Genomic DNA, 21,743 nt, shown 5'->3' on the forward strand with positions numbered 1-21,743 from the left:
TACCCGGAGCAGCCCGCCACGAACCCGTTCGGGCTCCCGTCCGATGCGCATCTCTCAAGGTCGGATGGGCAACAGTTGCTCACTCACGCCTTTGCAGCTCCGCTGCGGACCACCCGACGAGGGCGCCGCGCAGCGCGGCCACCAGGCGGGTGGCGGCCTCGTCCTCGGTGCGTCCGCTCTTGATGAGATCGAGGATGTCGCGAGGGTCGAACAGGAGGTTCCACAGAAACAGGGCTTCGTCGCCGAGGTCGCCGAGGCCGAGATCCTCGGTGGTCTGCCGCAGTGGCTCGCTGAGTGCCTCGGCCTGCGGGGCGAGGTAGCCGGTGTTCTCGCGCAGGCGCTCGATGTATCCGCGGTGCGAGCGCATCTGTGCCATCGCGCCGCCGTGTTCGAGGACGAGCGACACCCAGTAGCGGGAGACCGCGTCGAGCCTCGCCATGCCCCGGGTGGTCTGCCGTGCGCTGAAGTCGCGTAGTTCGGAGCCGACTTGGGCCCGGAAGGCGTGCAGGATCTCCTCGACGGAGGAGAAGTGCCGGTATGCCGTCGCGGTGGACACCTCGGCGTGCCTGGCGATCTCGGCCAGGCTCACGGGCGTGGGCGAGTTCTCGAACAAGAGCGCGGCGGCCTTGATGAGGTGCCTGCGGTTGCGCTCCGTGTCACTGCGCATGGGTCGACTCCCCCGTTGTGTGCGGACGTTGCTCATCGAAGGGCCGCGAGGCCGAGAGCCATTCGGCGGACGCCCTCGGTGATGGCTTCCGCGCCGGCAGCGTACGACAGCCTGAGATGCCCCTCGCCCTGGGCGCCGAACTCGCTTCCCGGCCGGACGGCGACGCCCTGTGCGCGCAGTGCCGCGACGACGTCCACGGCGGGCAGGTCCAGGTCGTAGCGCGGGAACTGGTAGAAGGCTCCTTCCGGCGCGCTGAGGGTGAGGCCGGGGATCGCGGCGAGTTCCGTACGCATGATCTCGCCACGCCGCTCGTACGCTGCACGCATCCGGGCTATGTCGTCGTCGCAGGTCTGGACGGCTACGAGCGCGGCGTCCTGGACGACCGTGTTGACGGAGCCGTTGAACGTGTTGTGGATGCGTGCGGACGCCTGGATGAGGGGTGTTGGGCCCCAGAGGTAGCCCACGCGCCAGCCGGTCATCGCGTAACTCTTGGAGAAGGTCTGGCAGTAGACCGTACGGTCGCGCAGTCCGTCGAGCGAGATCGCCGAGGTGAAGGGGCGGCCGGTGTAGTCGAGGTCGGCGTACGCCTCGTCGGAGATGAGAATCGTGGACGTGCCGTCGAGCAGGTCCGCGAGCGCGTCGAGTTCGGCGCGGCTGTGCACGATCCCGGTCGGGTTGCTCGGGTTGCAGAAGACGAAGAGCTTCGCGCCGACGAGGGCGTCGGCCAGCCGGTCGAGGTCCCAGTGCAGGTCGGCGGCGACCGGGACGGGGACGACGATGCCTCCGGCCATGCTGACCAGGTCGGCGTAGAGGGAGTAGGTGGGGTCCGGGATGACCACCTTGTCGCCGGGGTCGACGATGGCGAGGATCGAGGCGGCGAGGCCTGCGGTTCCGCCCTGGGTGATCAGGACGTCGGCGGCGGAAACGGGTGTCCCTGCGACGCCGGTGAGCTTCTCGGCGAGTGCCTCGCGCAGCGCCGGTTCGCCGAGCAGCGGTGAGTAGTGGGTACGTCCGGCGCGCAGCGACGCGTCGGCCGCCTCGGTGACCTGCTGGGGCGTGTCGAAGTCGGGCTCGCCCATCGCGAGGGAGACGAGGTCGCCTCGGGACTGCGGTTGCTGTGTCCGGCGGGAGGCCGCGGCGATCCGGGCGACGGCTTCGGCGGTGGCGAACCGGGGCTGGTGCGTGGTGACGGTGGGCGGCATGCGCTCCTCCTGGAAGCGAGGTGCTGGAAGCGGGGTGGTCAGGCCTGCGGTACGGCGTCGGCGGGTGCGCCCGCCCAGCGGCTGATCTCGAGGTCGGCGGAGGTGTCGCGCTGCCGGGTCGGGGCGACGACGATCTCCTGGAGGACGACCCGCTGGGGAAGGGTGACGGCGAGGCGGATGGCCTCGGCCACGTCCTCGGGTTGCACCATTCCGGCGCGTTCCTCGGGCGCCGGGGGCCGCGCCCGGTTGTCGAGGATGGGGGTGTCCGCCTCGCCGGGCAGGACGGTGATCGCCCGCAGGCCCTGGTTGCGGAATGTGTTGTGCAGGAAGGTCATGAAGTTGCGCACCCCGGCCTTGGCCGCGCCGTAGGCGGCGCCGCCGAGCAGGTTGGGGTTGACGGCGGCGAGCGACGAGACGGTGACGATCGTCCCGGTGCCCCGGTCGAGCATGTCGGGCAGGACGGCCTGGGTGAGCTGGAAGACCGCCGTGAGGTTCACGTCGAGGACCTGGCGCCACTCGTCGTGCGGCAGCCACTGCGGGTTGAGCACCGACGACGCGCTTCCCGCGTTGTTGATCAGGATGTCGACCGGGCCGAGTTCGGCGTGCACCCGGTCGAGGACCCGCGTCACATCGTCCGGGCGGGTGATGTCCGCCGCGAGGGCGAGGGCGGTTCCGCCGTCGGCGCGGACCGCCGCCTCGACGTCGTCGAGTGCCTTCTGCCTGCGGCCGAGGAGCACGACGGCGGCGCCGTCCCGGGCGAGCAGCCGTGCGGTCTCGCGTCCCATCCCGCTGCCGGCTCCTGTGATGAGCGCGGTCCTGCCGGCCAACGTCGTCACCGTTCCTCCACCTGTCCCCCTGAGCGATTGATCTGATACCCGAACACCAAATGAGAATATATTCTCAACTAGCGTGGGACAAGGGCGCCACGAAGCCGAGTGTGCCGAACGCCCCCGCGACCGCGTGTTCGAGTCCGCGCATCTCCGCCTCGCGGCGAGCGATCAGGCGGAGCGAGCTCTCCCGGTCGATCCACCGGAACCGCAGCTGCCGCCCCGGTCCGGCCTGCCCGAGCAGCGGGAGGGACGCCCGCGAGGCGACCCCGACGATCGGATACCCCGCCGTCAGGCTGCGGTACCTGCCGAGCACGATGAGCTCGTCCGCGTGCGGAATCTGCAGCGCACCGACGGGAACCCCGTGCGAGACGATCTCGGTGTCGGTCTCCGGGTGGAGCACCGGCCCGTCGAGCCGCAGCCCGACGTGGTTGGAGCGGGCGGTGACGACGTACGTCGCCTCCTCGATCAGCTCCCGAATGCCGGGGATCGAGTGGATCCCATGACTCTCGACGACGTCGACGACCCAGGGGCCCTCCCCGAAGTCCGCGACGGGGACGGGAAGCCTGAACAACGGCGGGTCGAAGAACCCGCGCCGGAAGCCCCGGAACTCCGTCTCCAGCAACACCCTCGCCCCGGGGGCGATCACCTGCCCGAACCCCATCCGGGCGTCCGGGGCCGCGCTGCCGAGGAGGGTCTCGGCGGCGAACGCGCCGTTCACAGCCAGATAGGTGCGGGTTCCCCGGTCCATGTCGGCCCGGACCCGGACCTCATGGCCCGCCGACACCAGGAGCGGCGACCAGGTGGCGGCCGGTGAGCCGCCGACGGTGACGTCGGCGGGCGCGCCGGTCACGGCGAGCAGGACGTCGGCGTCGGGGACGAGCGCGAGTTCGCCGCCGAGGTTCTCGATCAGCGTCGCGCCGCGGGGGTTGCCCACGAGGATGTTCGCGACGGCGGCGGAGTGCTGGTCCGCCGCACCGCCGGTGGGGACACCACGCCGTTCCGTGTCGCTGCGGCCGAGGTCCTGGAACGTCGTGATCCACCCGGTCGAGGTGATGTCGAGCGTCACCTTCTTCATCGCTGTCTTCATCACCGTCTTCATGCGGGCACCCCCACCGGCAGCAGAAAGCTGGCATCCAGCGCCGCCGCCTCGTCCCGCGTGACGGGGACGAACCGCACGAGGTCGCCGGTGGCGAACGAGACGGGGTCCGGGCGGGAGATGTCGACGATGGTGTGCGGCGTGCACCCCACCACCCGCCAGCCGGTCGGGCCGGGGAACGGCTGGATGATCGCGTTGGTGCCGGCGATCATGACCGCCCCGGGGGCGACGTCCGTACGCGGCTCCGCGCGCCGGCGCACCGGTCTGGGCACCCTGAGGCCGTCCATCATCGGGGCCATCGCCGCGCCCAGCAGAGCGATCGTGAAGGTGGACTCCGCGATCGCCGCGACCACTTCGGCAGGGGCCAGGCCCACTTCCTCGGCGACGGACGCCAGATCGGGGCCGCTCTCGTCGTCGAAGACGACCGGGACGGCGAACTCGCGCGCCGCGCGTGGCCGGCCCGGATCGTGGGCCGGTGCTGATGCCGCCTCCCGCGCCAGCAGTCGCGCCGCGTACTCCACATGCTGGAGCGCGGTCCGGAGCGGGTCGAACTCGATGAGCAGGGACTCCAGACCCGAGACGACATCGAGCACGCCGTGGGGGCGGTGCGCGAGGAACCGGTCGCGGAAGGCGACGATCCCGGTTCTGCGGACCGCCTGGTCGGGATGGGGAATGGTCACCATCACCGCCGAGTCCCCGAAGGGCTCGACGGTGATGGTGACGAACTGCGCTGTGTTCATCGTCTGGATCGCCGCTCGTCGCCTCAACGGGCGAGCGCCGGCTCCGCCTTCGCCTTCGCCGCCAGGACCTCCCGCAGGCCCGTGACACGGACGTCCGCCGCGTCGAGTGCGGAACGCAGAGCGGTGCCGTTCGCCAGGACGGTGGGGTGGTCACCGTGCAGGAGGAGCACGTCGGCGTCATGGCCGAGAGGCACCACGTTGCCGTTGACGGAGCGCACCGTGCCCTCCTGTACGACCTGGACGGAGCGCCGGCCGATGAGCTCGGGGTCGTAGATGAGGCCGCCTTCGTGCGAGCGCGCGACGGGCATGCCGTCGTCGCCGTATCCACGGTCGGCCAGGAACACGTAACCGACCTCGAGTCCGCGCTTGCGCGATTCCTCGGCGAGCAGGCCGCGCTGACAGATGACGACGTAGTCGGTGTTGTACGCGGCGATCGCGTCCGTTATGGCGCGGGCGTGCTTGGCGTCGGTCTGGGCGATCGAGCCCATGCGGCCGTGGGGCGCCACATGGCTGATCGTGCCGCCGTGCACGCGCGCGAAGGCGTCGAGCGCCCCGAGCTGATAGAGGACGTCGGTGCGGATCTCCTCCTCCGACGCCTCGATGAGCCGGCGGCCGAACCCCACGAGGTCGGGGTATCCGGGGTGCGCGCCGAGTTCGATGCCGCGAGCGACGCAGTCAGCGACGGTCCGGTCCATGATGCGCGGGTCACCGGCGTGGAAGCCGCAGGCGATGTTCGACGCGGTGACGAGGCCGAGGAGCGCCCCGTCGTCGCCGATCGTGTAGTTGCCGAAGCTCTCTCCGAGGTCGGCGACGACGGCTACCGAGTTGATTCCCATGGTGTCTCCCGGGGGTGGGGTTGGTGCGGTTCAGCTGGCTGCGAGGGGGCGGCCCTTGGTCTCGCGCAGGAACGCGATGGAGACCAGGGTGATCACGGCCGTGATGATCGAGAAGAAGGCCGGGATCAGGTTGGATCCGGTCGAGTCGATCAGCTCGGTCATCAGCAGGGGGGCACTGCCGCCGAAGATGATCGTCGAGATGCTGAACCCGACGCTGTAGGCGGAGTAGCGCACGCTGGTCGGGAACATCTCGGCGAGCGCGGTGTGGATCACCGCGGCGTGACCGGAGAACGCGATCGCCAGAACCACCGTACCGATACACGCGAGCCCGAACCGGCCGGTGGTGATGAGCAGGAACATCGGATAGGAGACCACGGCCATCGCGACGGCGGAGAGGGCGAGCACGGGTTTGCGGCCGATCCGGTCCGACAGCCTCGCCATGAGGGGGATACAGATCACGATGGCGACCAGACTGAACGCCGTGACGGTCAGCGCCCGCAGCATCGAGAAGTTGTGCGTCCCCAGTGAGGTCTTCAGGTAGGTCGGCATGTAGACGAACAGCAGGTAGTAGCCCGGTCCGTTGAGCGCGGGAAGGAAGATCGTGAGGGCGATCGCCTTCAGATGCCGCGGCGAGGTCAGGCTCTCCTTCAGCGGGTTGCGCGCGACGGTGTTCTGCTCGCGGAGCGCCGTGAAGTGCGGGGTCTCCTCCAGTTGGCTGCGGATGTAGAAGCCGACGTAGCCGAGCGGGACGGCGAGCAGGAACGGGACCCGCCAGGCCCAGGAGGTCATCGCGTCGTCACCGAGGGCCGTGATGAGGACGGCGGAGAACGCGCTGCCGAACATGAGGGCGACGAACGAGCCGACCGCTATGAAGCTCATCGTGAAGTTGCGGCGGGCGTCCGGGGCGTACTCGCCGACGAAGGACATGGCGCCCGCGACCTCACCGCCGGCCGAGAAGCCCTGGAGCACGCGCAGCGCGACCAGGAGGACGGGTGCGGCGACGCCGATGGCGGCGTGGGAGGGGATGAGGCCGATCGCCGCCGTGGCGCCGGAGATGAGCACCAGAAGGGCGGCCAGGAGCTTCTTGCGCCCGAGCCGGTCACCGAGGTAGCCGCAGATGAAGCTGCCGAACGGCCGGGCGGCGAAGCTGACCAGGAAGCCGACGTTGGTGAGGAAGACGCCTCCGGCTCCCCCTTCGCCCATGATGTTGATCGCGAGATAGGTGGCGAGCAGGCCGTAGATGCCGTAGTCGTACCACTCGACGAAGGAGCCGATCGCGCCGGCGACGGTGGCTTTGCGGACGACCTTGCCGTTCGCGGTGACGACATCGACCGGAGTCATGTCGAGCGGGTCTGTCGTGGTGTCGAGCCCATCTGACATTGTCATGCGTTCACTTTCGGTGTCGCGGACTCCGGGGAACGGTGTCCTAACAGTCGTGCGCTGAAGGTGGTCGCTGCGGGTGGTCGCCCCATGTGCCGATGGGTCCGGCCGAGCCGGACACCTGCGGCGGCCGGCCCGCGAACCCGCCCGGTGGTGGTCTGCCGTGGGAGCCGCTGAACAACGCCGGGGACAAGTTGAGACTTGAATCTCGAATGAGAATAGATTCGCACTCCAGGTCGGTCAAGGCTTGAAGTTGCCCCCACGTTAAACATGTGCTTCCAGCGCGCTTCCCGTGCGATCACCAGGGTCTGGTGCGGACAGAGGGCGCCACGGCACCCGCCGACTCTTGTCTCACGGCGCGGATGGATGCAGGCTAACCTTCGCAAAGCGCGAAAGTTTTCGCATTTTCCCACCCGATGGGCAGCCCACCCCCGCTTCTCCCCCGAACCACCAGAAGGAGAGCTTGATGGCCCACGACAACGTGCGCGTGCACGACACCTGGGAGCGCGTCGACGCGCAACTGCTCGAACAGTTCCGCGAGCACTCGGTCGCCAACCTCGGCGACGCCCTCGACCGTCTGAACATCGTCGACGGGGGCATCGCACCGATCTGGAACGGGGCCAGGGCCGTCGGCACCGCGCTCCCCGTCTTCACCGTCGCGGGCGACAACAAGGCCGTGATCGCCGCGCTCGACCACATCCGCCCCGGCGACATCCTCGTCATCAACGCCCTCGGCTACGACGGCCGCGCCATCATCGGTGACAACCTCGCCCAGCGGTTCGCGGTCTTCGGCGCCGCGGGTGCGGTCGTCGACGGCTACGTGCGTGACCGCGCGATCATCGAGAAGCTCGGCATACCCGTCTTCGCCCGCGGACTCACGCCCGCCGGTCCCTTCAAGAACGGGCCGGGGACGATCGGTGAAGCGGTCGCCATCGGCGGTGTCGTGGTGAACCCCGGCGACATCGTCGCCGCCGACGAGGACGGCGTGATCGTCATCCCGCCGCACCGCGCGGACGAAGCGCTCACGGCGGTCAAGGAGATCGTCGCCCGCGAGGCCGGTCTGGACGCCGAGGTCGAGGCGCTGCGGAGCCGGCTCGCCTGATGGGCACGCGACGCCACACAGCAGGCCGGCTCCGGGTGGCGGTTGCCGCACCGCTGTCCGAGGACAACTGCGCACGGCTCACGGTGCTGGAACCACGGATCGATCTCGTCGTCGACCACACACTCCTTCCGCCGATGCGGTGGCCCGTCGACTTCGCCGGCGATCCCGCCTGGCAACGCACACCACGACAGCAACGCGCGTACGAGGCGGCCATCGACTCGGCCCACGCGCTCTACGGCGTCCCCGATCTGGCCCCCTCCGCGCTAGCACGAGCGGTCCGCTCCAACAAGCGGCTGCGCTGGGTGCACACGATGGCCGCCGGCGGCGGCGCCCAGGTCAAGGCCGCGCGCCTTGGCGCCGAAGAACTCGACCGGGTGTGGTTCACCACCTCTGCCGGTGTGCACGGGGAACCTCTCGCCGAGTTCGCTCTCTTCGGCGTGCTCGCCGGAGCCAAGGGCCTCCCCCGTCTGCACCGCCAGCAGCGAAGCCGCGAGTGGAGCGGCCGTTGGGTGATGAAGCAGGTCAACGAGCAGACCGCTCTTCTGCTCGGCCTCGGCGGCATCGGCCGGGTCGTCGCCCGGAAACTGCACGCGCTGGGTGCGACGGTGATCGGCACGAGCAGACACGACGCCGACGTCCCGGGGGTTCGTGACGTCGTACATCCCTCCCGTCTCGTCGACGTGGCACCGACGGTGGACGCCGTCGTGAACACGCTCCCCGGCACCTCGGCGACCGAGCATCTGCTCGGCAAGCGGTTCTCCGACGCCCTCCGCCCCGGCGCAGCCGTCGTGAACGTCGACCGCGGCAGCGTCATCGACGAAGCCGCCCTGCTGGACGCCCTCGCCTGCGGCCGGGTCGGCTTCGCCGCGCTCGACGTCTTCGAGACGGAACCCCTGTCGGTCCACAGCCCGCTCTGGGAACACGAGAACGTGCTCGTGAGCCCCCACACCGCCGCGCTCAGCGCCGGAGAGGACCGCCTCATCGCCGAACTCTTCGCCACCAACGCCACCCGACTCCTGGATGGCGAACGCCTGCTCAACGAAGTCGACACAGTCGCGTTCTACTGACCGGGCGCGCGGCAGGGGCGCCTGTGCGGGGTGAGACACGGCGTCTCTTGGTGCACGACTGCCGGACGGCACAAGCGCCTCGGGCGACCTCGTGGACGTTGTGCCCGGTCAACCCGGTTGCCGCGTGCGGTGACGTGCCACGAGCGGGGTAACCCGCCCGGGGCTCAGCCGTGCAGCGAGCGGTACGCCGCGACCGCCCCGGGATGCAGGGCGATCGCACCCGTGCCGATGAGGCTGCGGACGTCGAGGAACTGGGTGCCGACGGCGTTGTGGGGAACGAGTGCGGTCGCGCGGAGGACCAGCAGCCGGGTGAGCGCCCCGGCCACGCCGCGGGGCAGGTCGGGGCGGCACACCAGCAGGTTGGAGACTCCGATGGTGGCGACGCCGCCCGCCGCCCGGTACGCGCCCTGCGGCAAGGACACCTCTTCCAGGCCCGAGCCGGCCAGGCCGCCCGGGCCGCCGAGCCGGGGCAGCAGACCGGCCAGCGGCAGGAACCGTAGGCCGGGACGCTCGTCGAGGTCCGAGAGGGTGGGCAGGGGCACACCGCCGGCGACGAGCAGAGCGTCGACCGAGCCCGCCCGCATCGCGTCGGCCGCGTCCGCGAGCGGGAGATGGCGCACGGGGACGTCGGTGCCGGGGGAAAGACCCGCGGCGTGCAGGATCCGTTCGCCGATCACGGCCGCGCCCGATCCGGCCGCACCGAGTGAGACGACGTGTCCGGCCAGGTCGGACACGGCACGCACCGGCGAGTCGGCGCGGACGACGAACTGGAGGTAGGTCTCGTACACCCTGCCGATCGCGCGCAGGGGCACCGGGTGCGGGAAGAGGGTGCTGCCCTGGGCGGCCCGTGCGGTGTCGGTGAGGACGAGCGCGAGGTCGGCGCGGCGGTCGCGGAGCAGTTCGATGTTGATGGCGCTGCCCGCGGTGGTGCGGACGCGGCAGCTCAGACGGGGGTACGCCGCCGTGAGTTCGGCGGCAAGGAGGTGGCCGAAAGCCTCGTAGAACGCCGTGGGCTCGCCGGTCGCGAAGCGCAGGACACCGCTCGGCCCGGGACGCTGCCGGGAGGCGTCGCCGGTGAGCGCACCCCCGAGGACGGCGGCGGCCGCCGTGCCGAGGGCGGCATGGAGAACGGTGCGGCGGTCGACGGGGCAGGGACGGGTCATGACGGACCACCGTGCGGATCCCACGGGGCGGTGGCCTCGCCGACGGCGGGAGCGGAGGCGGGAGCGGGAGCGAGCCGCCCGCGCGACGACCGACGAGCGCCGACGCGGCCGTTCACCGCACACCACCGACGCGGCCGTCGGCTCCGTCGGTCGCCGCGCGCGGTATGACCGCCCTGGCCCGAAGCCCCCGCGGTCGCGCCGTCGCCAGCTCCAGTCTGCCGCCCCGTCCCGCCAGCAACTGTTCGACGATGGCCAACCCCAGGCCCGTACCCGCTGTCCCGCCCTGTCGTTGCCGACCCGAGCGCCAGAACCTCGTGGTGGCCAGGGCGAGCTCCTCCGGATCCAGGCCCGGTCCGTCGTCCGTCACCGTGACAACCGCGAGGGCGCCCTCGACGCCGCAGCGCAGCGAGATCTCGGCTCCCCGGCCCGCGTACTTGATGGCGTTGTCCAGGAGGATGTCCGTGATCTGGGCGAGTTCGCGGTCCGTGCAGGCGGCCATGACATGGGCCGCGGCCGGCTGGAAGGTGAGGCTGGTGCCGGCGCGGCGGGCGACCGGCTCCCACAGCCGACCCTGGGCGGCCGCGACCGCCGTCGCGTCGCAGTGGGCGTCCGAGCCGTCGGTCACGGTCAGCTCCCCGGCCCGGTGTTCCGCGGTGGCCAGGGCCAGCATGTCGTCGAGCAGGGTCTCCAGTCGGTCGAGTTCGGTGGTGACCCCCGTGTACGTGCGGTCGGCGGACGCGGGCAAGTGGGTGTGCAGGGCGTCGACACGCAGCCGTAGCGCCGCCATGGGATTGCGCATCTGGTGGGAGGTGTCGGCGACGAGCCTGCGCTGCTGCTCCAGGGCCGCCGTGACCGTACGCGCCATGCGGTTGAAGCCGGTCGCGAGCTGGCGCAGTTCGGGCGGGCCGCCGGCCCGGGTCTGCTCGGGCGGGAGTCCCGCGGCGAGTTGTCCGACCGCGCGGTCGAGCCGGCGCAGCGGGCTGACCACCCAGCCCGTCGCGGCCCGGGCGAGGACCGTGCAGGCGACGGCGACCAGGGCGGTCCCCGCGAGGACGGCGGCCCAGCGCCAGGTGATGTCCTCCGCCGCGGTCCCGACCGAGGCCCGCAGCACGACGGCTCCGGAGACCCGGGTCCCGGTGCCGGCGGGCTCGGCGAACATCCGATACCCCCGTGACCAGGGGCGCAGCGGACCCGTGGGATGCGCGGTCTGGTTGCGCAGCGCCGCGTCGAGGAGCCGGGCGACGGCGGGGTCGGAGGCTCGCATGCCGCCGGTCTGGACGACGGGGCTGCGGCGCGTGTCGGTGACGACGAGCGGTTCTCCGTACAGTTGGGTGTAGCGCCGTGCCTCGGCGGTGACCGCGGAGGTGTCGCCGGTCTGTGCGGCCTGGTCCATGAGGGACGCGAAACGGTCGAGGTCGGCGTTGCGGGCGAGGACCAGCTGCTGGGTGCGGTCGGATGCGGTGAACAGCAGCAGCGGTACGGCGAACGCGGCCACCGCGAGCACGGCGAACGCCAGCAGCGCGGCCTGCACCCGGGTACGCACGCCGGCCCCTCAGTCCCCGAAGCGGTAGCCGAAGCCGCGGATCGTCGTGAGCAGTGCGGGGCGGCCCAGCTTGGCGCGCAGCTGGGTGAGGTGGACATCGAGGGAGCGGGACACGGCGTGGAAGGCGTCGCCCCACACCTCGTCCAGGAGCTGCTGGCGGCTGACCGCGGTCCCAGCCCGGCCTGCCAGCACGGCGAGGACGGCGAACTCCTTGGCGGTCAGCTCGACCTCCGCCCCGCCGACCCGGACCCGGCGCGCGTCGAGGTCCACCTCGACGTCACCGACCCGGACCGTCCGCACAGCGGAGGTGTCCTTTGCCGCGCTGCGCCGGGTGACGGTGTCGATCCGCGCGAGCAGCTCGGCGAGCCGTACCGGCTTGACCAGGTAGTCGTCGGCCCCGAGCCGCAGTCCGCGGACGACCGAGCGCTCGTCGCCGCGCGCCGTGAGGATCACCACGGACATGTCGCTCACCGCCCGCAGGGTGCGCAGCACGTCCAGGCCGTCGGCGTCGGGCAGGCCCAGGTCGAGAAGCAGCAGGTCGGCGCTGCGGTGGTAGGTCAGGACGTCCCGGCCGTGCCGGACCCGCCGGACGACGTGACCGTGGTCGTAGAGGACCTCGACCAGCGCTGCCGCGACCCCGTCGTCGTCCTCGGCCAGCAGTATCTGCACTCTGCCCACCTCCCTTCAGCCTCGCTCCGTGTCCGAATGTAAACCACACGGACCGGACGACCCCCGGAATGTTAAGGGGAGGTTAGTTCTGTGTTCGGGCCTCTCGCCTGCCGGTACGGGCGGAGCCAGGCTGCACGGCACCCAGCAGCCCGAGAAGGACGCCGTAATGATCATCGACTGTCACGGTCACTACACGACCGCCCCGCCGGCCCTGGAGGCATGGCGCACCAAGCAGATCGCCTCCCTCACCGATCCGTCGGCCGCGCCCGCCCGCGCGGACCTGCGGATCAGCGACGACGAGCTGCGCGAGACCATCGAGCCGAACCAGTTGCGCCTCATGGACGAACGCGGCATCGACCTCACCGTCTTCTCACCCCGCGCGTCCTTCATGGCCCACCACATCGGCGATTTCGACACCTCCGCCGCCTGGGCGGCCATCTGCAACGAACTCTGCTTCCGGGTCAGCCGGTTGTACCCGGAGCGCTTCGTGCCCGCCGCAATGCTCCCGCAGTCCCCCGGCGTCGACCCCACCACCTGTGTTCCGGAACTCACCCGCTGCGTCGAGGAGTTGGGCGCCGTCGCAGTCAACCTCAACCCCGACCCCTCAGGCGGCCGGTGGACCGCACCACCACTCACCGACCGTTCGTGGTACCCGATCTACGAGAAGATGGTCGAGTACGACATCCCCGCGATGATCCACGTCAGCACGAGCGTCAACCCCGCCTTCCACACCACCGGCGCCCACTACCTCAACGCCGACACCACGGCGTTCATGCAGCTCGTCCAGGGCGACCTGTTCGCGGACTTCCCCACCCTGCGCTTCGTCATCCCGCACGGCGGCGGCGCGGTCCCCTACCATTGGGGCCGCTTCCGGGGCCTCGCGATGGCACTCGGGAAACCCCCGCTCGAAGAACACGTCCTGGGCAACGTCTACTTCGACACCTGCGTCTACCACCAGGCCGGCTCCGACCTCCTTTACGACGTCATCCCGGCCCGCAACATTCTCTTCGCCTCGGAGATGATCGGCGCCGTCCGCGACATCGACCCGTGCACCGGCCACCACTTCGACGACACCCGCCGCTACGTGGACGCCGCGAAGCTGCCCGCGGACGACCTGGCGGCGATCCAGGAGCACAACGCCCGCGCCGTGTACCCCCGCCTGGACGCCCTGCTGAAGCACCAGGGCCGGTGAGACACATGAACACCCTCTCCCCCGAAACCCGCCGGACTCCCCTCTCCCCCAAGACCCCCGGCTGGCTGGACTGGTACCGGAACCCGTCCGAGCCGACGTTCCGGCTGCCGCCGGGAACCGTCGACACCCACTGCCATGTCTTCGGCCCGCAGGCCGAGTTCCCCTTCGCGCCGGAGCGCAAGTACACGCCCTGCGACGGCGGCAAGGACGACCTGTTCGCGCTCCGCGACCACCTGGGCGTCACCCGCAACGTCATCGTGCAGGCCACCTGCCACGGCGCCGACAACAGCGCCATGGTCGACGCCGTCCGGGCGGCCGACGGCAGGGCGCGCGGCATCGCGACCGTCCGCCCGGACATCGGCGAGAGCGAACTGCTCGCACTCGACGCGGCCGGCGTGCGCGGAGTGCGCTTCAACTTCGTACGGCGTCTGGTGGACGCCTCGCCCGAGGACGACCTGCGGACGATCGCCAAGAAGGTAGCCCCGCTGGGCTGGCACATCGTCCTCTACTTCGAGAGCGCCGACCTGCCCGAACTGGAGGGATTCTTCGGTTCGTTGCCCACCCCTCTGGTGGTGGACCACATGGGGCGTCCGGATGTGAGCCGGCCGGTGGACGGGCCGCAGTTCACCCGGTTCCTGCGCTTCGTCGAGGACAACGACGTGTGGGTGAAGGTGACCTGCCCCGAGCGCCTCAGTGTGACCGGACCCGCAGCGCTGGACGGCGAACAGCACGCCTACACCGATGTCGTCCCCTTCGGCCGCCGCGTCGTGGCGGAGTTCCCCGACCGGGTGCTGTGGGGCACCGACTGGCCACACCCCAACCTCACCGACCACATGCCCGACGACGGACTCCTGGTCGACCACGTGGCGCAGGTCGCGGTCACCGACGAACAGCGGCACAAGCTCCTCGTCGCCAACCCGATGGGCCTCTACTGGCCCGGCGAGAGCTTCTGACGTCCCCAAAGCCCCAAATTCCCCACCCTGAGAGATCCACTCCCGACTTCGACAAGGGCCGCTATGCAACACTCCAACGCGCTGAACCGGCTGGACAGGCTGCCGATCTCCCGGTTCCACAAAGTCACTCTGCTCGCCGTCGCCTTCGCCTACTTCTTCGAGTTCGCGGACATCAACAGCTTCGCCACCACCGCACCGAAACTGATCAAACTGTGGGGCCTGACGGTCGACCAGGTCGCCTACGTCACCTCGCTGTCGTTCGTCGGCATGTTCGTCGGGGCGATCGTCGCCGGATCCATCGCCGACCGGTGGGGCCGCAAACGGGCCCTGCTGTGGACGACCCTCTTCTTCGGCATCTCCTCGTTCGCGGCGGTGTTCTCCTGGGACCTCGCGTCCCTCGGCGTGTTCCGCGTCCTGACCTCGGCGGGGCTGTCGGCGATGACCGTCGTGGGGGTCATCTACGTCAACGAGATGTACCCGTCGGCGACCCGCGGCAAGTACCAGGCGTACGCTATAGCCATCGGCATCTGCGGCACCCCCGTCACCAACCTCATCGCCAGCGCGGTCGTACCGCTCAACGACTGGTCGTGGCGGCTCGTCTACCTCTGGGGCTCCCTGGGCATCCTGCTCGTCCTGTTCACCCGGCGCCTCAAGGAATCACCCCGCTGGCTCGAGAGCAGGGGCGAGCACGCCAGGGCGGACGCGGTCCTGAGGGAGATCGAGGCGAGCGTCGCCGCGGAGCAGGGCCCCCTTCCCGAGCCCGCTCCCCCGGTCGACCGAACACCGTCGACGAAGGCACCGCTGCGGCTGCTCCTGCAGAAGAAGTACCTGCTCCCGACACTGCTGCTCACCGTGCTGTGGATGACGCAGACCATCGGCTTCTTCGGCTACTCCAGCTGGGCACCCACCCTGCTGGCCAAGGAGGGTTTCAGCGTCGAGAAGTCCGTCTTCTACGTGGCCCTGACCACCGTCGGCGCACCGCTCGGCTGCTACCTGGCCTCCCTGGTCACCGACCGGTTCGAGCGCAAGTGGTGCCTGGTCGCCTTCGGCACGGTGATCGCGGTCTGCGGCCTGCTGTACGGCCTCACCTTCGACCCGCTCCTCATCGTCGTGTTCGGCTTCCTGGTGAACCTCTTCGAACGCGGCTACACCGCCCTCGCCTACGCCTACTCCCCCGAACTCTTCGACACCCGCAGCCGCTCACTCGGCACCGGCGTCTCCTATGGCCTCGGCCGCCTGTCCAACGCCGCCGGCCCCCTGATCGTCGCCGCGCTCTACAACGGCCACGGCTACCAGAGCGTCTTCTACTTCATCGCCGGCACCTGGCTGGTCGGCGCGATCGTCCTGGCCGTCTTCGGCACCCGGACGCGCTCGGTCCGCCTCGCCGAGGCGGAGCGGCAACGGGTGAGCGTCCCTGCCTGACACGCGCGGAGGGGACCGACGTGGTGACCGCCGTACCGGTGGTCACCCGGCAACCATGCGGATCGGCATGTGCGATCGCGACGGAGCCTTCGAGAGGCGGGAGGAGAAAGCGATTCGCACGGGTGGGAACGCGCCGCGCACAGCCACGGACGGGCCTGCTGTAGGCCGTGGGTGACAGCCGTGAGTGACCTGCGCGATGTGGCTGGACGGGCCCAGGAACACCGGTCGGTGTACGAGATCAGGTTCCGTCCAGGCGTCGAGGACCCGCTCGTGGGGTCGGACTCAGTTCAGGGACTTGATGATGCGCCCGATGCGAGAGGCCGCCTTCTCCGCCGTGCCCTTGATGTAGAAACCGTCGACCGCCTCATAGGTGACGTGGTCGAAATTCCATTTGTCGGGCATGTTCTTTGCGCCGCCCTCGAACATCGACATGACGAACGTGCTGGAAAAGGACGAGTTCTCGCGGATCGCGGTCGCGGTCGTGGTGGACAACTCCGGCTCCACACCCGCGAAGACGCCCTTGCCGACCTGGAAGACCCAGATCGGCACCTGGGCGGTACCGGCGGGGGTGAAGGTGACGGTCTTGGTGGGCGCGCTGGCCTGGGGGCCCATGACCTGGGTCGTGGTGATGTCGTCGGTGACCAGCCGCACCACGACCTGCTTGCCGCTCTCGTACTTGGTGATCCCCTGCGCCACCCGCACGATCTCGTTCCCGAGCCGCTCGCCCTGCGCGGTCAGCAGCGCGAACCCGGCGTCGTGCAGATCGACGCCGTAGGTCCAGCCCTTGTCCTTGTCGATCGTGTACCGCTTCGAGCGGTAGGCCGGGAACTGGTCCCCGCACGCGCCGACCAGCCAGAAGCCGACCGCGCCGGGGTACTGGGTCTCGACGTGCGCCACGGCCGCGCCGGCGAGGTCGGCGGTGATCGGCAGGGCGCCGTCGGCCATGACCGAGTCCTGCATCACGCAGGACTGCACGTTGTAGTTGGTCAGGACGGCGATCGGGTTGCCGTCGAGGTCGTTGAAGCGGGCGACGTACACGCCCTTGTCCGACGGGAGTTGCTCGTTCACGCCGAGCCAGTAGCCGTCCGCGGTGGACACGTTGCGGTTGACGTTGACGTCGGAGCGGCCGCTGCCGTAGCCGACCTCGGCGTCCTGGAGGTTCTTGACGGCGTCGACGACCGCGGACTTGGTGGCGGCGACGATGTTCTGCACGTACGCGGCGGCGCCCACCGAGGACGAACTCGCCTGCACGTGCGGCGCGGAGAAGCAGTGCGTGACGGTGACCATGATGTTCGCGGTGGCCACGCCCGAGGCCGCGGTAATGGCGTCCCGCATCAGCGCGATCGCCTCCGCGCTGATCGAGGTCAGGTCCAGCACGGCCAGGGCGATACGGCGGGAGCCGGACTCCACCAGCAGGACACGGACGTTGAGGTCGTCGTGCACGGCGGTGAACTTGTCCAGCGGCAGCAGCGAGGCGGCGGGCGTGAACGCGGCCTTGCCGACACCGACCTTCAGCCCGCTCGCCGCGTTCGTGGCGGCCTGGGCGGAGGTGGCACCGCCGAGGGCGCTCGCCGCGAGCGCGCCGACCGCCCCGGCGGCCACGACGGTCCGCCGACTCAGCTCTCCGGAAGCGCCAGCGCTTTCGATCCAGCCCTCTTGCCGTTCCAACATTACAGACCTCCGCAACACGTCAGGGTCCAAGCTGTTTCCGGCGAAGCATCACAGTGAATTCCGGTCCCAGCAATGCATGGGCCGCAATCTCAGCTTTCGCGAATCGCGCATGAGCATACGGCAGCCGGAATTCACAGCCCTCTCATAACGTCAGGCACCTTGACGCCCCGATTCAAAAAAGGAAAAGGTCGTTGGCATCGTGTTCACGGGACCGTCGACCGCGAAACAATGACATCGAGGGAGCCAGTCTTGACCAGCAGGCGTGCATTCATCGGAGGATCTCTTGGAGCCGGACTCGCGGTGGCGGGAGGCGCCGCTTTCCGTGCCTCCGCAGTCACGGAAGAACACTCCTCGGGAGGTGCCGGGCACGGGCACGTCCACAGCGTCACCGCGATCACACAGGTCTACGGCGACGGCCAGAAGTTCGTGGCGGTGGCCGTCGAATACGACCGGGACATCAGCGACGCGCAGTTGTCGACGTCGGCGTACAAGGTCGACAGCCGCACGATCACCAAGGTCTATGCGAACCGGACCGCAGGCCTGGCCGACCACGGCAGGGACGGTCGCTTCGTCGTCATCGAACTGTCGACCGCCGACGCGGGCGCGGCCCTGTGGGGAGGCCAGGCGGGCGGAGGCGGAGGGGCAGGCTCACCGTCCGCCTCGCCCAGCGTCACGGCATCGGCATCGCCGACCGCGTCGCCCAGCGCCACCGCGGAACCCAGCCCGTCGAGTTCGACGGGCGGCACACAAAGCGGCGGGCCGACCATCCTGACGGCATCGGCCACACTGACCCAGGTGGGAGCCGTCCACACCACCGACGGGCACAACTACGCGGCGAGCAGCACGACGTTGACCACCGACAAGGTCGTCAACCTGATCGTCGACGAGTTCCGCCAGTTCACCTTCGACGACCCGAAGACCGGGCAGACCCTCGAGTACAACCTGTTCGTCCCGCGTGACTACGACCCGCACAAGCGGTATCCGCTGGTGCTGTTCATGCATGACGCGAGCGTGGTCGGGGCTCCGGTGCTGGGCCCGCTGGTGCAGGGGCTGGGCGCGGTGTGCTGGGCCGCCCCGGAGGACCAGGCCAGGCGCGAGTGCTTCGTGCTGGCGCCGCAGTACCAGTCGGTGGTGGTCGAGGACGACTACAACCCGACGGCACTGTTCGACGCCACCATCAACCTGGTCGAGGACATCACCGCGAAGTACGGCATCGACGCGAAGCGTCGGTACACGACCGGGCAGTCGATGGGCGCCATGATGTCGCTGGGCTTCGGCATCCGCTACACCGACGTCTTCGCGGCGCTGTTCGTCGTCGCGGGACAGTGGCCGGCCGAGCAGGCCGCACCGCTGGCCACGAAGAAGATGTGGGTGCACGTCTCCGAAGGTGACACGAAGGCGTTCCCCGGTGAGAACGCGATCATGCAGGTCGTCAAGGCCGAGGGCACGAAGGTGGCCACGGCGTCGGGCTGGGACGCGCAGTCCACCCAGGGCGAGTTCGCCGCCGCCGTACGTGCGGTCGAGGCGCAGAAGGCCCCGGTCCAGTACACGACGTTCCTCAAGGGCACGGTCGCCGGCTCCAGCGGTGACGCCGGCTCGGAGCACATGGGCACCTGGAAGTACGCGTACACCATCCCCGGCATGCGCGAGTGGGTCTTCCGCCAGTCCCTGTAGCCCATTCCTGTGCCCCGGCGTCCGACCGCCGGGGCACAGGAACTTCTTCTCACTCGCGGCGGACATACAAGAACTGACGCCATGAGGTGGCGCCAGGCTGTCGGCGGTACCGACCGTAGCTGCGGACGCCGGAAGCCCTTCCGCCGCCGGTTCCGCATTTCGGCGAAGACTCGACTGCCTGCGAACGGTACGGGGTCCGGCGCGACGCCGCGGACCGCCGGCCCGGCACTGCCGGATCCGCGTCAGTCCGGATCTGCGACGTTGAGCGTCGCGGTCCTTTGTCGGTGCCTGCGGGAGGGAACCTCCCTCGCGGAAGTATGACGCTCCGGCGCGGAGTGTCACACTTCCGCGCCTCCCCCTGGCACCGAGCGTCCCCGCGCACCGCCCACCCTCGAAGACCCGTCAATCCGCCGGGCAACCGCTACGGTCCCAGGCCCGGGACGAGATGACACCGGGAGCCCGGCCGGCCTTCACGTGCCGCCCCCGTCTGACCGTGGACTGCACGCGAAGGGGGCGATGCCCGGTCCGCGCCGTCCGACGTGGACCGCGGTCAGGCCGTGCGATCGTCCGCTTCGGCTTCCGCGGTGTCGGCGACTTCCTCGACGTACTCAAGTAGACGAGTGAGCGCCGGGATGTTCGACAGGAGCTGTCCTGTCTCCTCGTCCGACAGGCGGCCGAACGCGTCGGCGACGACGTCGACCACCCCGTGACGGAACGCCTCGTATACGTAGGCGGCGCGCTTGGTGGGAATCAGTACGACCGAACGGCCGTCGGTCGTCGAAGGCATACGCACGACCAGGCCGTCGTCCTCCAGCCTGCGGATCAACTCACTGATCGTAGGGCGCGACAGCCGCAGCTCGGCCGCGAGTTGCGTCGGGGTGAGGCCTTCCGACGCCAGCAACGCCCGCACCGCCGCCGCATGCGTGGGCGGCAGCGTCGGCAGGTGCGCCATGGACCGCGTCGCCCGTGTCACGGCACGCCAGAGGTCCCGCAACACCTCGGCGAACCGTGCCTCGGTACGCACCGGGGCATCGGCGTCATTCGGGTCGGTCATACGCACCTCTGGTCGACTCCTGGCCTTACGTGCGACCCCATCATTCGGCAGCCGAAGTATCTAGTTCGGCCGATCGAAGTGGATCTGTGACCCCTCTCGTGTCACCACCTCAATCATTGGTCACAGCCAACGCGCGAGCGCCGAACTCCTCGACAGGACAATATTATTCGGGTTCCCGAAGTAGATAGTTTGGCAACCCGAAGCATCAGTGTTACCGCCATGGCACGCAATCGAGAGCGGAGGGCAAATTGACCACAGAGCAGAATCCTCTGATCGTGACCAAGCGGCGAGAGCTGAGCCCCGAGGAGCGTCGGCTGCCGCTGGTGAAGTACTGGGATCTCCCGTTGCATCGCGTCGGGCCCCTTCAGCGGCAGCTCATAGAGTCGATGCCGATGGACCCGAGTCGAGCGACCAAGCCGGAGAACTGGCTGGACGTCCTACAGCCGACCGGGTACCAGGACACGGAGTACGGCTACTGCATGCGCGAGGACGGCACCGGTTACCTCGCCGTCTACACGACCTATCCGGGCTGCACCCCGGCGATGCTCCGCTGGTACTTCCACGGGATCAACGTCCATTCGAAGAGCACGCCGCCGAACCAGGGCAACATCCGGTACAAGATCTGGAACCAGGCGGACCACTGGGACCACGGCTACATCAACGGCAAGGACAGGACCGACGGCATCTCCCCCCAGAGGCAGGCCGTACTGCGAAGCCGCGTCTTCAGTCGGGCCCGCGGATCGTTCAGACAGGCCGAGCACCCTTCAGGAATCCCGAACTTCCATCACCGGGCTCCGCACCTCCAGAACGAGATGGAGTCTGCCGGCCAGGGGCGCAGGGTCTCATCCAGACCCAGGGGAACTCGCGGGATGTCGCACACAGGACTCGGCAGGCGGGCAGCCGCAGGATTCGCGGTGCATGAACGCGCGAGTATCAAACTCGTCCTTCGCATCAGGCCCGTGACCTGCGACTTCGCGATGCGCATCTTTCAGTGGGGCCGCTGACGCCCGCCTTGGAACTCCTGACAGAATCGCCCTGGTGACCTTGGACTTGGCAGTGCGAGAGGTTGTGCTGCCGAGAGCGTCTCCGCTCCGATGCCGGGCGCCTGATCGAGGCTCGTCGGTCAGGCGCCCGGACTGTCCGAACTGATGATCACTTCTTGACGACGGACTCCACCCAGCTGATGAAGTTCGTCGTCGAGTCGCCGGTGCGCTCGGCCCTGGTGTGTGCCTCGGCCCACACCGTGGCGAAGTCGACGTCGCGGATGCCGTAGTTCTGCAGGGCCAACTGGAGGTTGATCTCGGTGGTGTTGGCCGTGTCGCCCTGCATGATGCCGGTGCGGATGCGCCAGTGCCGCGCCACCTGCGACCGCCGGTAGCCGGCGAACGCGGGCGAGAGGAAGTACAGGGGGTTGTACGCGTCGGCCCGCCAGGCCATGTCCTTGCCGACGCTGTCCTTCTTGGCGAAGTCGCTGTCGTACGC

19 protein-coding genes and 1 pseudogene are annotated in these 21,743 nt (G+C 69.6%); 7 read left to right on the plus strand and 13 right to left on the minus strand.

Annotated elements, in window-relative coordinates; genetic code table 11:
* Positions 1-79 precede the first annotated feature (79 nt).
* The 7 genes from ACGFZQ_RS49910 to ACGFZQ_RS49940 form a co-directional block, all read right to left on the minus strand.
* Positions 80-667 carry a TetR/AcrR family transcriptional regulator gene (locus ACGFZQ_RS49910; protein WP_393846147.1) on the minus strand — a complete coding sequence of 196 codons (588 nt, stop codon included), beginning with the start codon at positions 665-667 and terminating at the stop codon, positions 80-82.
* 32 nt (positions 668-699) lie between these two features.
* Positions 700-1,869: a pyridoxal phosphate-dependent aminotransferase gene (locus tag ACGFZQ_RS49915; RefSeq protein ID WP_393846148.1), complete on the minus strand. Its 1,170-nt coding sequence runs from the start codon at positions 1,867-1,869 to the stop codon at positions 700-702.
* A 38-nt stretch (positions 1,870-1,907) separates the two neighbouring features.
* Positions 1,908-2,705, minus strand: coding sequence for an SDR family oxidoreductase (locus ACGFZQ_RS49920; RefSeq protein ID WP_393846149.1), 798 nt, complete (start codon positions 2,703-2,705; stop codon positions 1,908-1,910).
* 64 nt (positions 2,706-2,769) lie between these two features.
* Complete coding sequence (locus ACGFZQ_RS49925; RefSeq protein WP_393846150.1) at positions 2,770-3,798, minus strand: biotin-dependent carboxyltransferase family protein; 1,029 nt, start codon at positions 3,796-3,798, stop codon at positions 2,770-2,772.
* Entirely contained in the window at positions 3,795-4,535 is a 741-nt protein-coding gene (locus ACGFZQ_RS49930; RefSeq protein WP_393846151.1) for an allophanate hydrolase subunit 1, read from the minus strand. Before ACGFZQ_RS49930 ends, ACGFZQ_RS49925 begins: the two co-directional genes overlap by 4 nt.
* Positions 4,536-4,558: 23 nt before the next feature.
* The gene (locus ACGFZQ_RS49935; RefSeq protein WP_393846152.1) at positions 4,559-5,371 is read right to left on the minus strand and encodes a 5-oxoprolinase subunit PxpA; all 813 of its coding nucleotides are present in this window, start codon (positions 5,369-5,371) and stop codon (positions 4,559-4,561) included.
* 30 nt (positions 5,372-5,401) lie between these two features.
* Positions 5,402-6,757 (minus strand): MFS transporter, encoded by a 1,356-nt coding sequence (locus ACGFZQ_RS49940; protein WP_393846153.1) that lies wholly within the window; start codon positions 6,755-6,757, stop codon positions 5,402-5,404.
* Between the two features lie 460 nt (positions 6,758-7,217).
* Between ACGFZQ_RS49940 and ACGFZQ_RS49945 the strand changes: the two genes are divergently transcribed.
* On the plus strand, positions 7,218-7,853 hold the full coding sequence (locus ACGFZQ_RS49945; protein ID WP_393846154.1) for an RraA family protein: 636 nt from the start codon (positions 7,218-7,220) through the stop codon (positions 7,851-7,853).
* A complete protein-coding gene (locus ACGFZQ_RS49950) occupies positions 7,853-8,920 on the plus strand; it encodes a D-2-hydroxyacid dehydrogenase (protein WP_393846155.1) in 1,068 nt (355 codons plus the stop codon). The genes ACGFZQ_RS49945 and ACGFZQ_RS49950 overlap by 1 nt, the downstream gene beginning before the upstream one ends.
* A gap of 164 nt (positions 8,921-9,084) precedes the next feature.
* Here ACGFZQ_RS49950 and ACGFZQ_RS49955 read toward each other — a convergent pair whose 3' ends face one another.
* The 3 genes from ACGFZQ_RS49955 to ACGFZQ_RS49965 all read right to left on the minus strand — a co-directional run bounded on the left by ACGFZQ_RS49955 (position 9,085) and on the right by ACGFZQ_RS49965 (position 12,295).
* Positions 9,085-10,083, minus strand: a complete 999-nt coding sequence (locus ACGFZQ_RS49955; RefSeq protein WP_393846156.1) for a TAXI family TRAP transporter solute-binding subunit — start codon at positions 10,081-10,083, stop codon at positions 9,085-9,087.
* Positions 10,084-10,195: 112 nt separating this feature from the next.
* Positions 10,196-11,626 (minus strand): sensor histidine kinase, encoded by a 1,431-nt coding sequence (locus ACGFZQ_RS49960; protein WP_393846157.1) that lies wholly within the window; start codon positions 11,624-11,626, stop codon positions 10,196-10,198.
* Positions 11,627-11,635: 9 nt separating this feature from the next.
* A complete protein-coding gene (locus tag ACGFZQ_RS49965; RefSeq protein ID WP_393846158.1) occupies positions 11,636-12,295 on the minus strand; it encodes a response regulator transcription factor in 660 nt (219 codons plus the stop codon).
* Positions 12,296-12,461: 166 nt separating this feature from the next.
* Here ACGFZQ_RS49965 and ACGFZQ_RS49970 point away from each other — a divergent pair, with 166 nt between their 5' ends.
* The 3 genes from ACGFZQ_RS49970 (at position 12,462) to ACGFZQ_RS49980 (ending at position 15,862) form a co-directional block, all read left to right on the plus strand.
* Positions 12,462-13,487, plus strand: coding sequence for an amidohydrolase family protein (locus tag ACGFZQ_RS49970; RefSeq protein ID WP_393846159.1), 1,026 nt, complete (start codon positions 12,462-12,464; stop codon positions 13,485-13,487).
* 5 nt (positions 13,488-13,492) lie between these two features.
* Positions 13,493-14,440, plus strand: a complete 948-nt coding sequence (locus ACGFZQ_RS49975; protein WP_393846160.1) for an amidohydrolase family protein — start codon at positions 13,493-13,495, stop codon at positions 14,438-14,440.
* Positions 14,441-14,503: 63 nt separating this feature from the next.
* On the plus strand, positions 14,504-15,862 hold the full coding sequence (locus ACGFZQ_RS49980; RefSeq protein ID WP_393846161.1) for an MFS transporter: 1,359 nt from the start codon (positions 14,504-14,506) through the stop codon (positions 15,860-15,862).
* A 282-nt stretch (positions 15,863-16,144) separates the two neighbouring features.
* Here ACGFZQ_RS49980 and ACGFZQ_RS49985 read toward each other — a convergent pair whose 3' ends face one another.
* A complete protein-coding gene (locus tag ACGFZQ_RS49985; RefSeq protein ID WP_393846162.1) occupies positions 16,145-17,533 on the minus strand; it encodes a hypothetical protein in 1,389 nt (462 codons plus the stop codon).
* Between the two features lie 249 nt (positions 17,534-17,782).
* Between ACGFZQ_RS49985 and ACGFZQ_RS49990 the strand changes: the two genes are divergently transcribed.
* Entirely contained in the window at positions 17,783-19,207 is a 1,425-nt protein-coding gene (locus tag ACGFZQ_RS49990; RefSeq protein WP_393846163.1) for a hypothetical protein, read from the plus strand.
* Between the two features lie 550 nt (positions 19,208-19,757).
* Here the strand turns inward: ACGFZQ_RS49990 and ACGFZQ_RS49995 are convergent.
* Positions 19,758-20,261: a MarR family winged helix-turn-helix transcriptional regulator gene (locus tag ACGFZQ_RS49995; protein WP_393846166.1), complete on the minus strand. Its 504-nt coding sequence runs from the start codon at positions 20,259-20,261 to the stop codon at positions 19,758-19,760.
* A gap of 275 nt (positions 20,262-20,536) precedes the next feature.
* On the opposite strand from ACGFZQ_RS49995, the gene ACGFZQ_RS50000 reads away from it, so the two are divergent.
* Positions 20,537-21,265: a DAPG hydrolase family protein gene (locus tag ACGFZQ_RS50000; protein WP_393846164.1), complete on the plus strand. Its 729-nt coding sequence runs from the start codon at positions 20,537-20,539 to the stop codon at positions 21,263-21,265.
* Between the two features lie 148 nt (positions 21,266-21,413).
* Here the strand turns inward: ACGFZQ_RS50000 and ACGFZQ_RS50005 are convergent.
* Positions 21,414-21,743 (minus strand): annotated as a pseudogene (locus tag ACGFZQ_RS50005) (esterase); the annotation flags it as partial.

Origin of the sequence: Streptomyces sp. NPDC048254 (genome assembly GCF_043201895.1) — a bacterium.
Classification (GTDB): Bacteria; Actinomycetota; Actinomycetes; order Streptomycetales; family Streptomycetaceae; genus Streptomyces.

Excerpts from the sequence above, each read along its gene's own strand:
- ACGFZQ_RS49910 (WP_393846147.1), bottom strand. The coding sequence starts at position 667 with ATGCGCAGTGACACGGAGCGCAACCGCAGGCACCTCATCAAGGCCGCC.
- ACGFZQ_RS49915 (WP_393846148.1), bottom strand. The coding sequence starts at position 1,869 with ATGCCGCCCACCGTCACCACGCACCAGCCCCGGTTCGCCACCGCCGAA.
- ACGFZQ_RS49925 (WP_393846150.1), bottom strand. The coding sequence starts at position 3,798 with ATGAAGACGGTGATGAAGACAGCGATGAAGAAGGTGACGCTCGACATC.
- ACGFZQ_RS49930 (WP_393846151.1), bottom strand. The coding sequence starts at position 4,535 with ATGAACACAGCGCAGTTCGTCACCATCACCGTCGAGCCCTTCGGGGAC.
- ACGFZQ_RS49935 (WP_393846152.1), bottom strand. The coding sequence starts at position 5,371 with ATGGGAATCAACTCGGTAGCCGTCGTCGCCGACCTCGGAGAGAGCTTC.
- ACGFZQ_RS49940 (WP_393846153.1), bottom strand. The coding sequence starts at position 6,757 with ATGACAATGTCAGATGGGCTCGACACCACGACAGACCCGCTCGACATG.
- ACGFZQ_RS49945 (WP_393846154.1), top strand. The coding sequence starts at position 7,218 with ATGGCCCACGACAACGTGCGCGTGCACGACACCTGGGAGCGCGTCGAC.
- ACGFZQ_RS49950 (WP_393846155.1), top strand. The coding sequence starts at position 7,853 with ATGGGCACGCGACGCCACACAGCAGGCCGGCTCCGGGTGGCGGTTGCC.
- ACGFZQ_RS49955 (WP_393846156.1), bottom strand. The coding sequence starts at position 10,083 with ATGACCCGTCCCTGCCCCGTCGACCGCCGCACCGTTCTCCATGCCGCC.
- ACGFZQ_RS49970 (WP_393846159.1), top strand. The coding sequence starts at position 12,462 with ATGATCATCGACTGTCACGGTCACTACACGACCGCCCCGCCGGCCCTG.
- ACGFZQ_RS49975 (WP_393846160.1), top strand. The coding sequence starts at position 13,493 with ATGAACACCCTCTCCCCCGAAACCCGCCGGACTCCCCTCTCCCCCAAG.
- ACGFZQ_RS49980 (WP_393846161.1), top strand. The coding sequence starts at position 14,504 with ATGCAACACTCCAACGCGCTGAACCGGCTGGACAGGCTGCCGATCTCC.
- ACGFZQ_RS49985 (WP_393846162.1), bottom strand. The coding sequence starts at position 17,533 with ATGTTGGAACGGCAAGAGGGCTGGATCGAAAGCGCTGGCGCTTCCGGA.
- ACGFZQ_RS49995 (WP_393846166.1), bottom strand. The coding sequence starts at position 20,261 with ATGACCGACCCGAATGACGCCGATGCCCCGGTGCGTACCGAGGCACGG.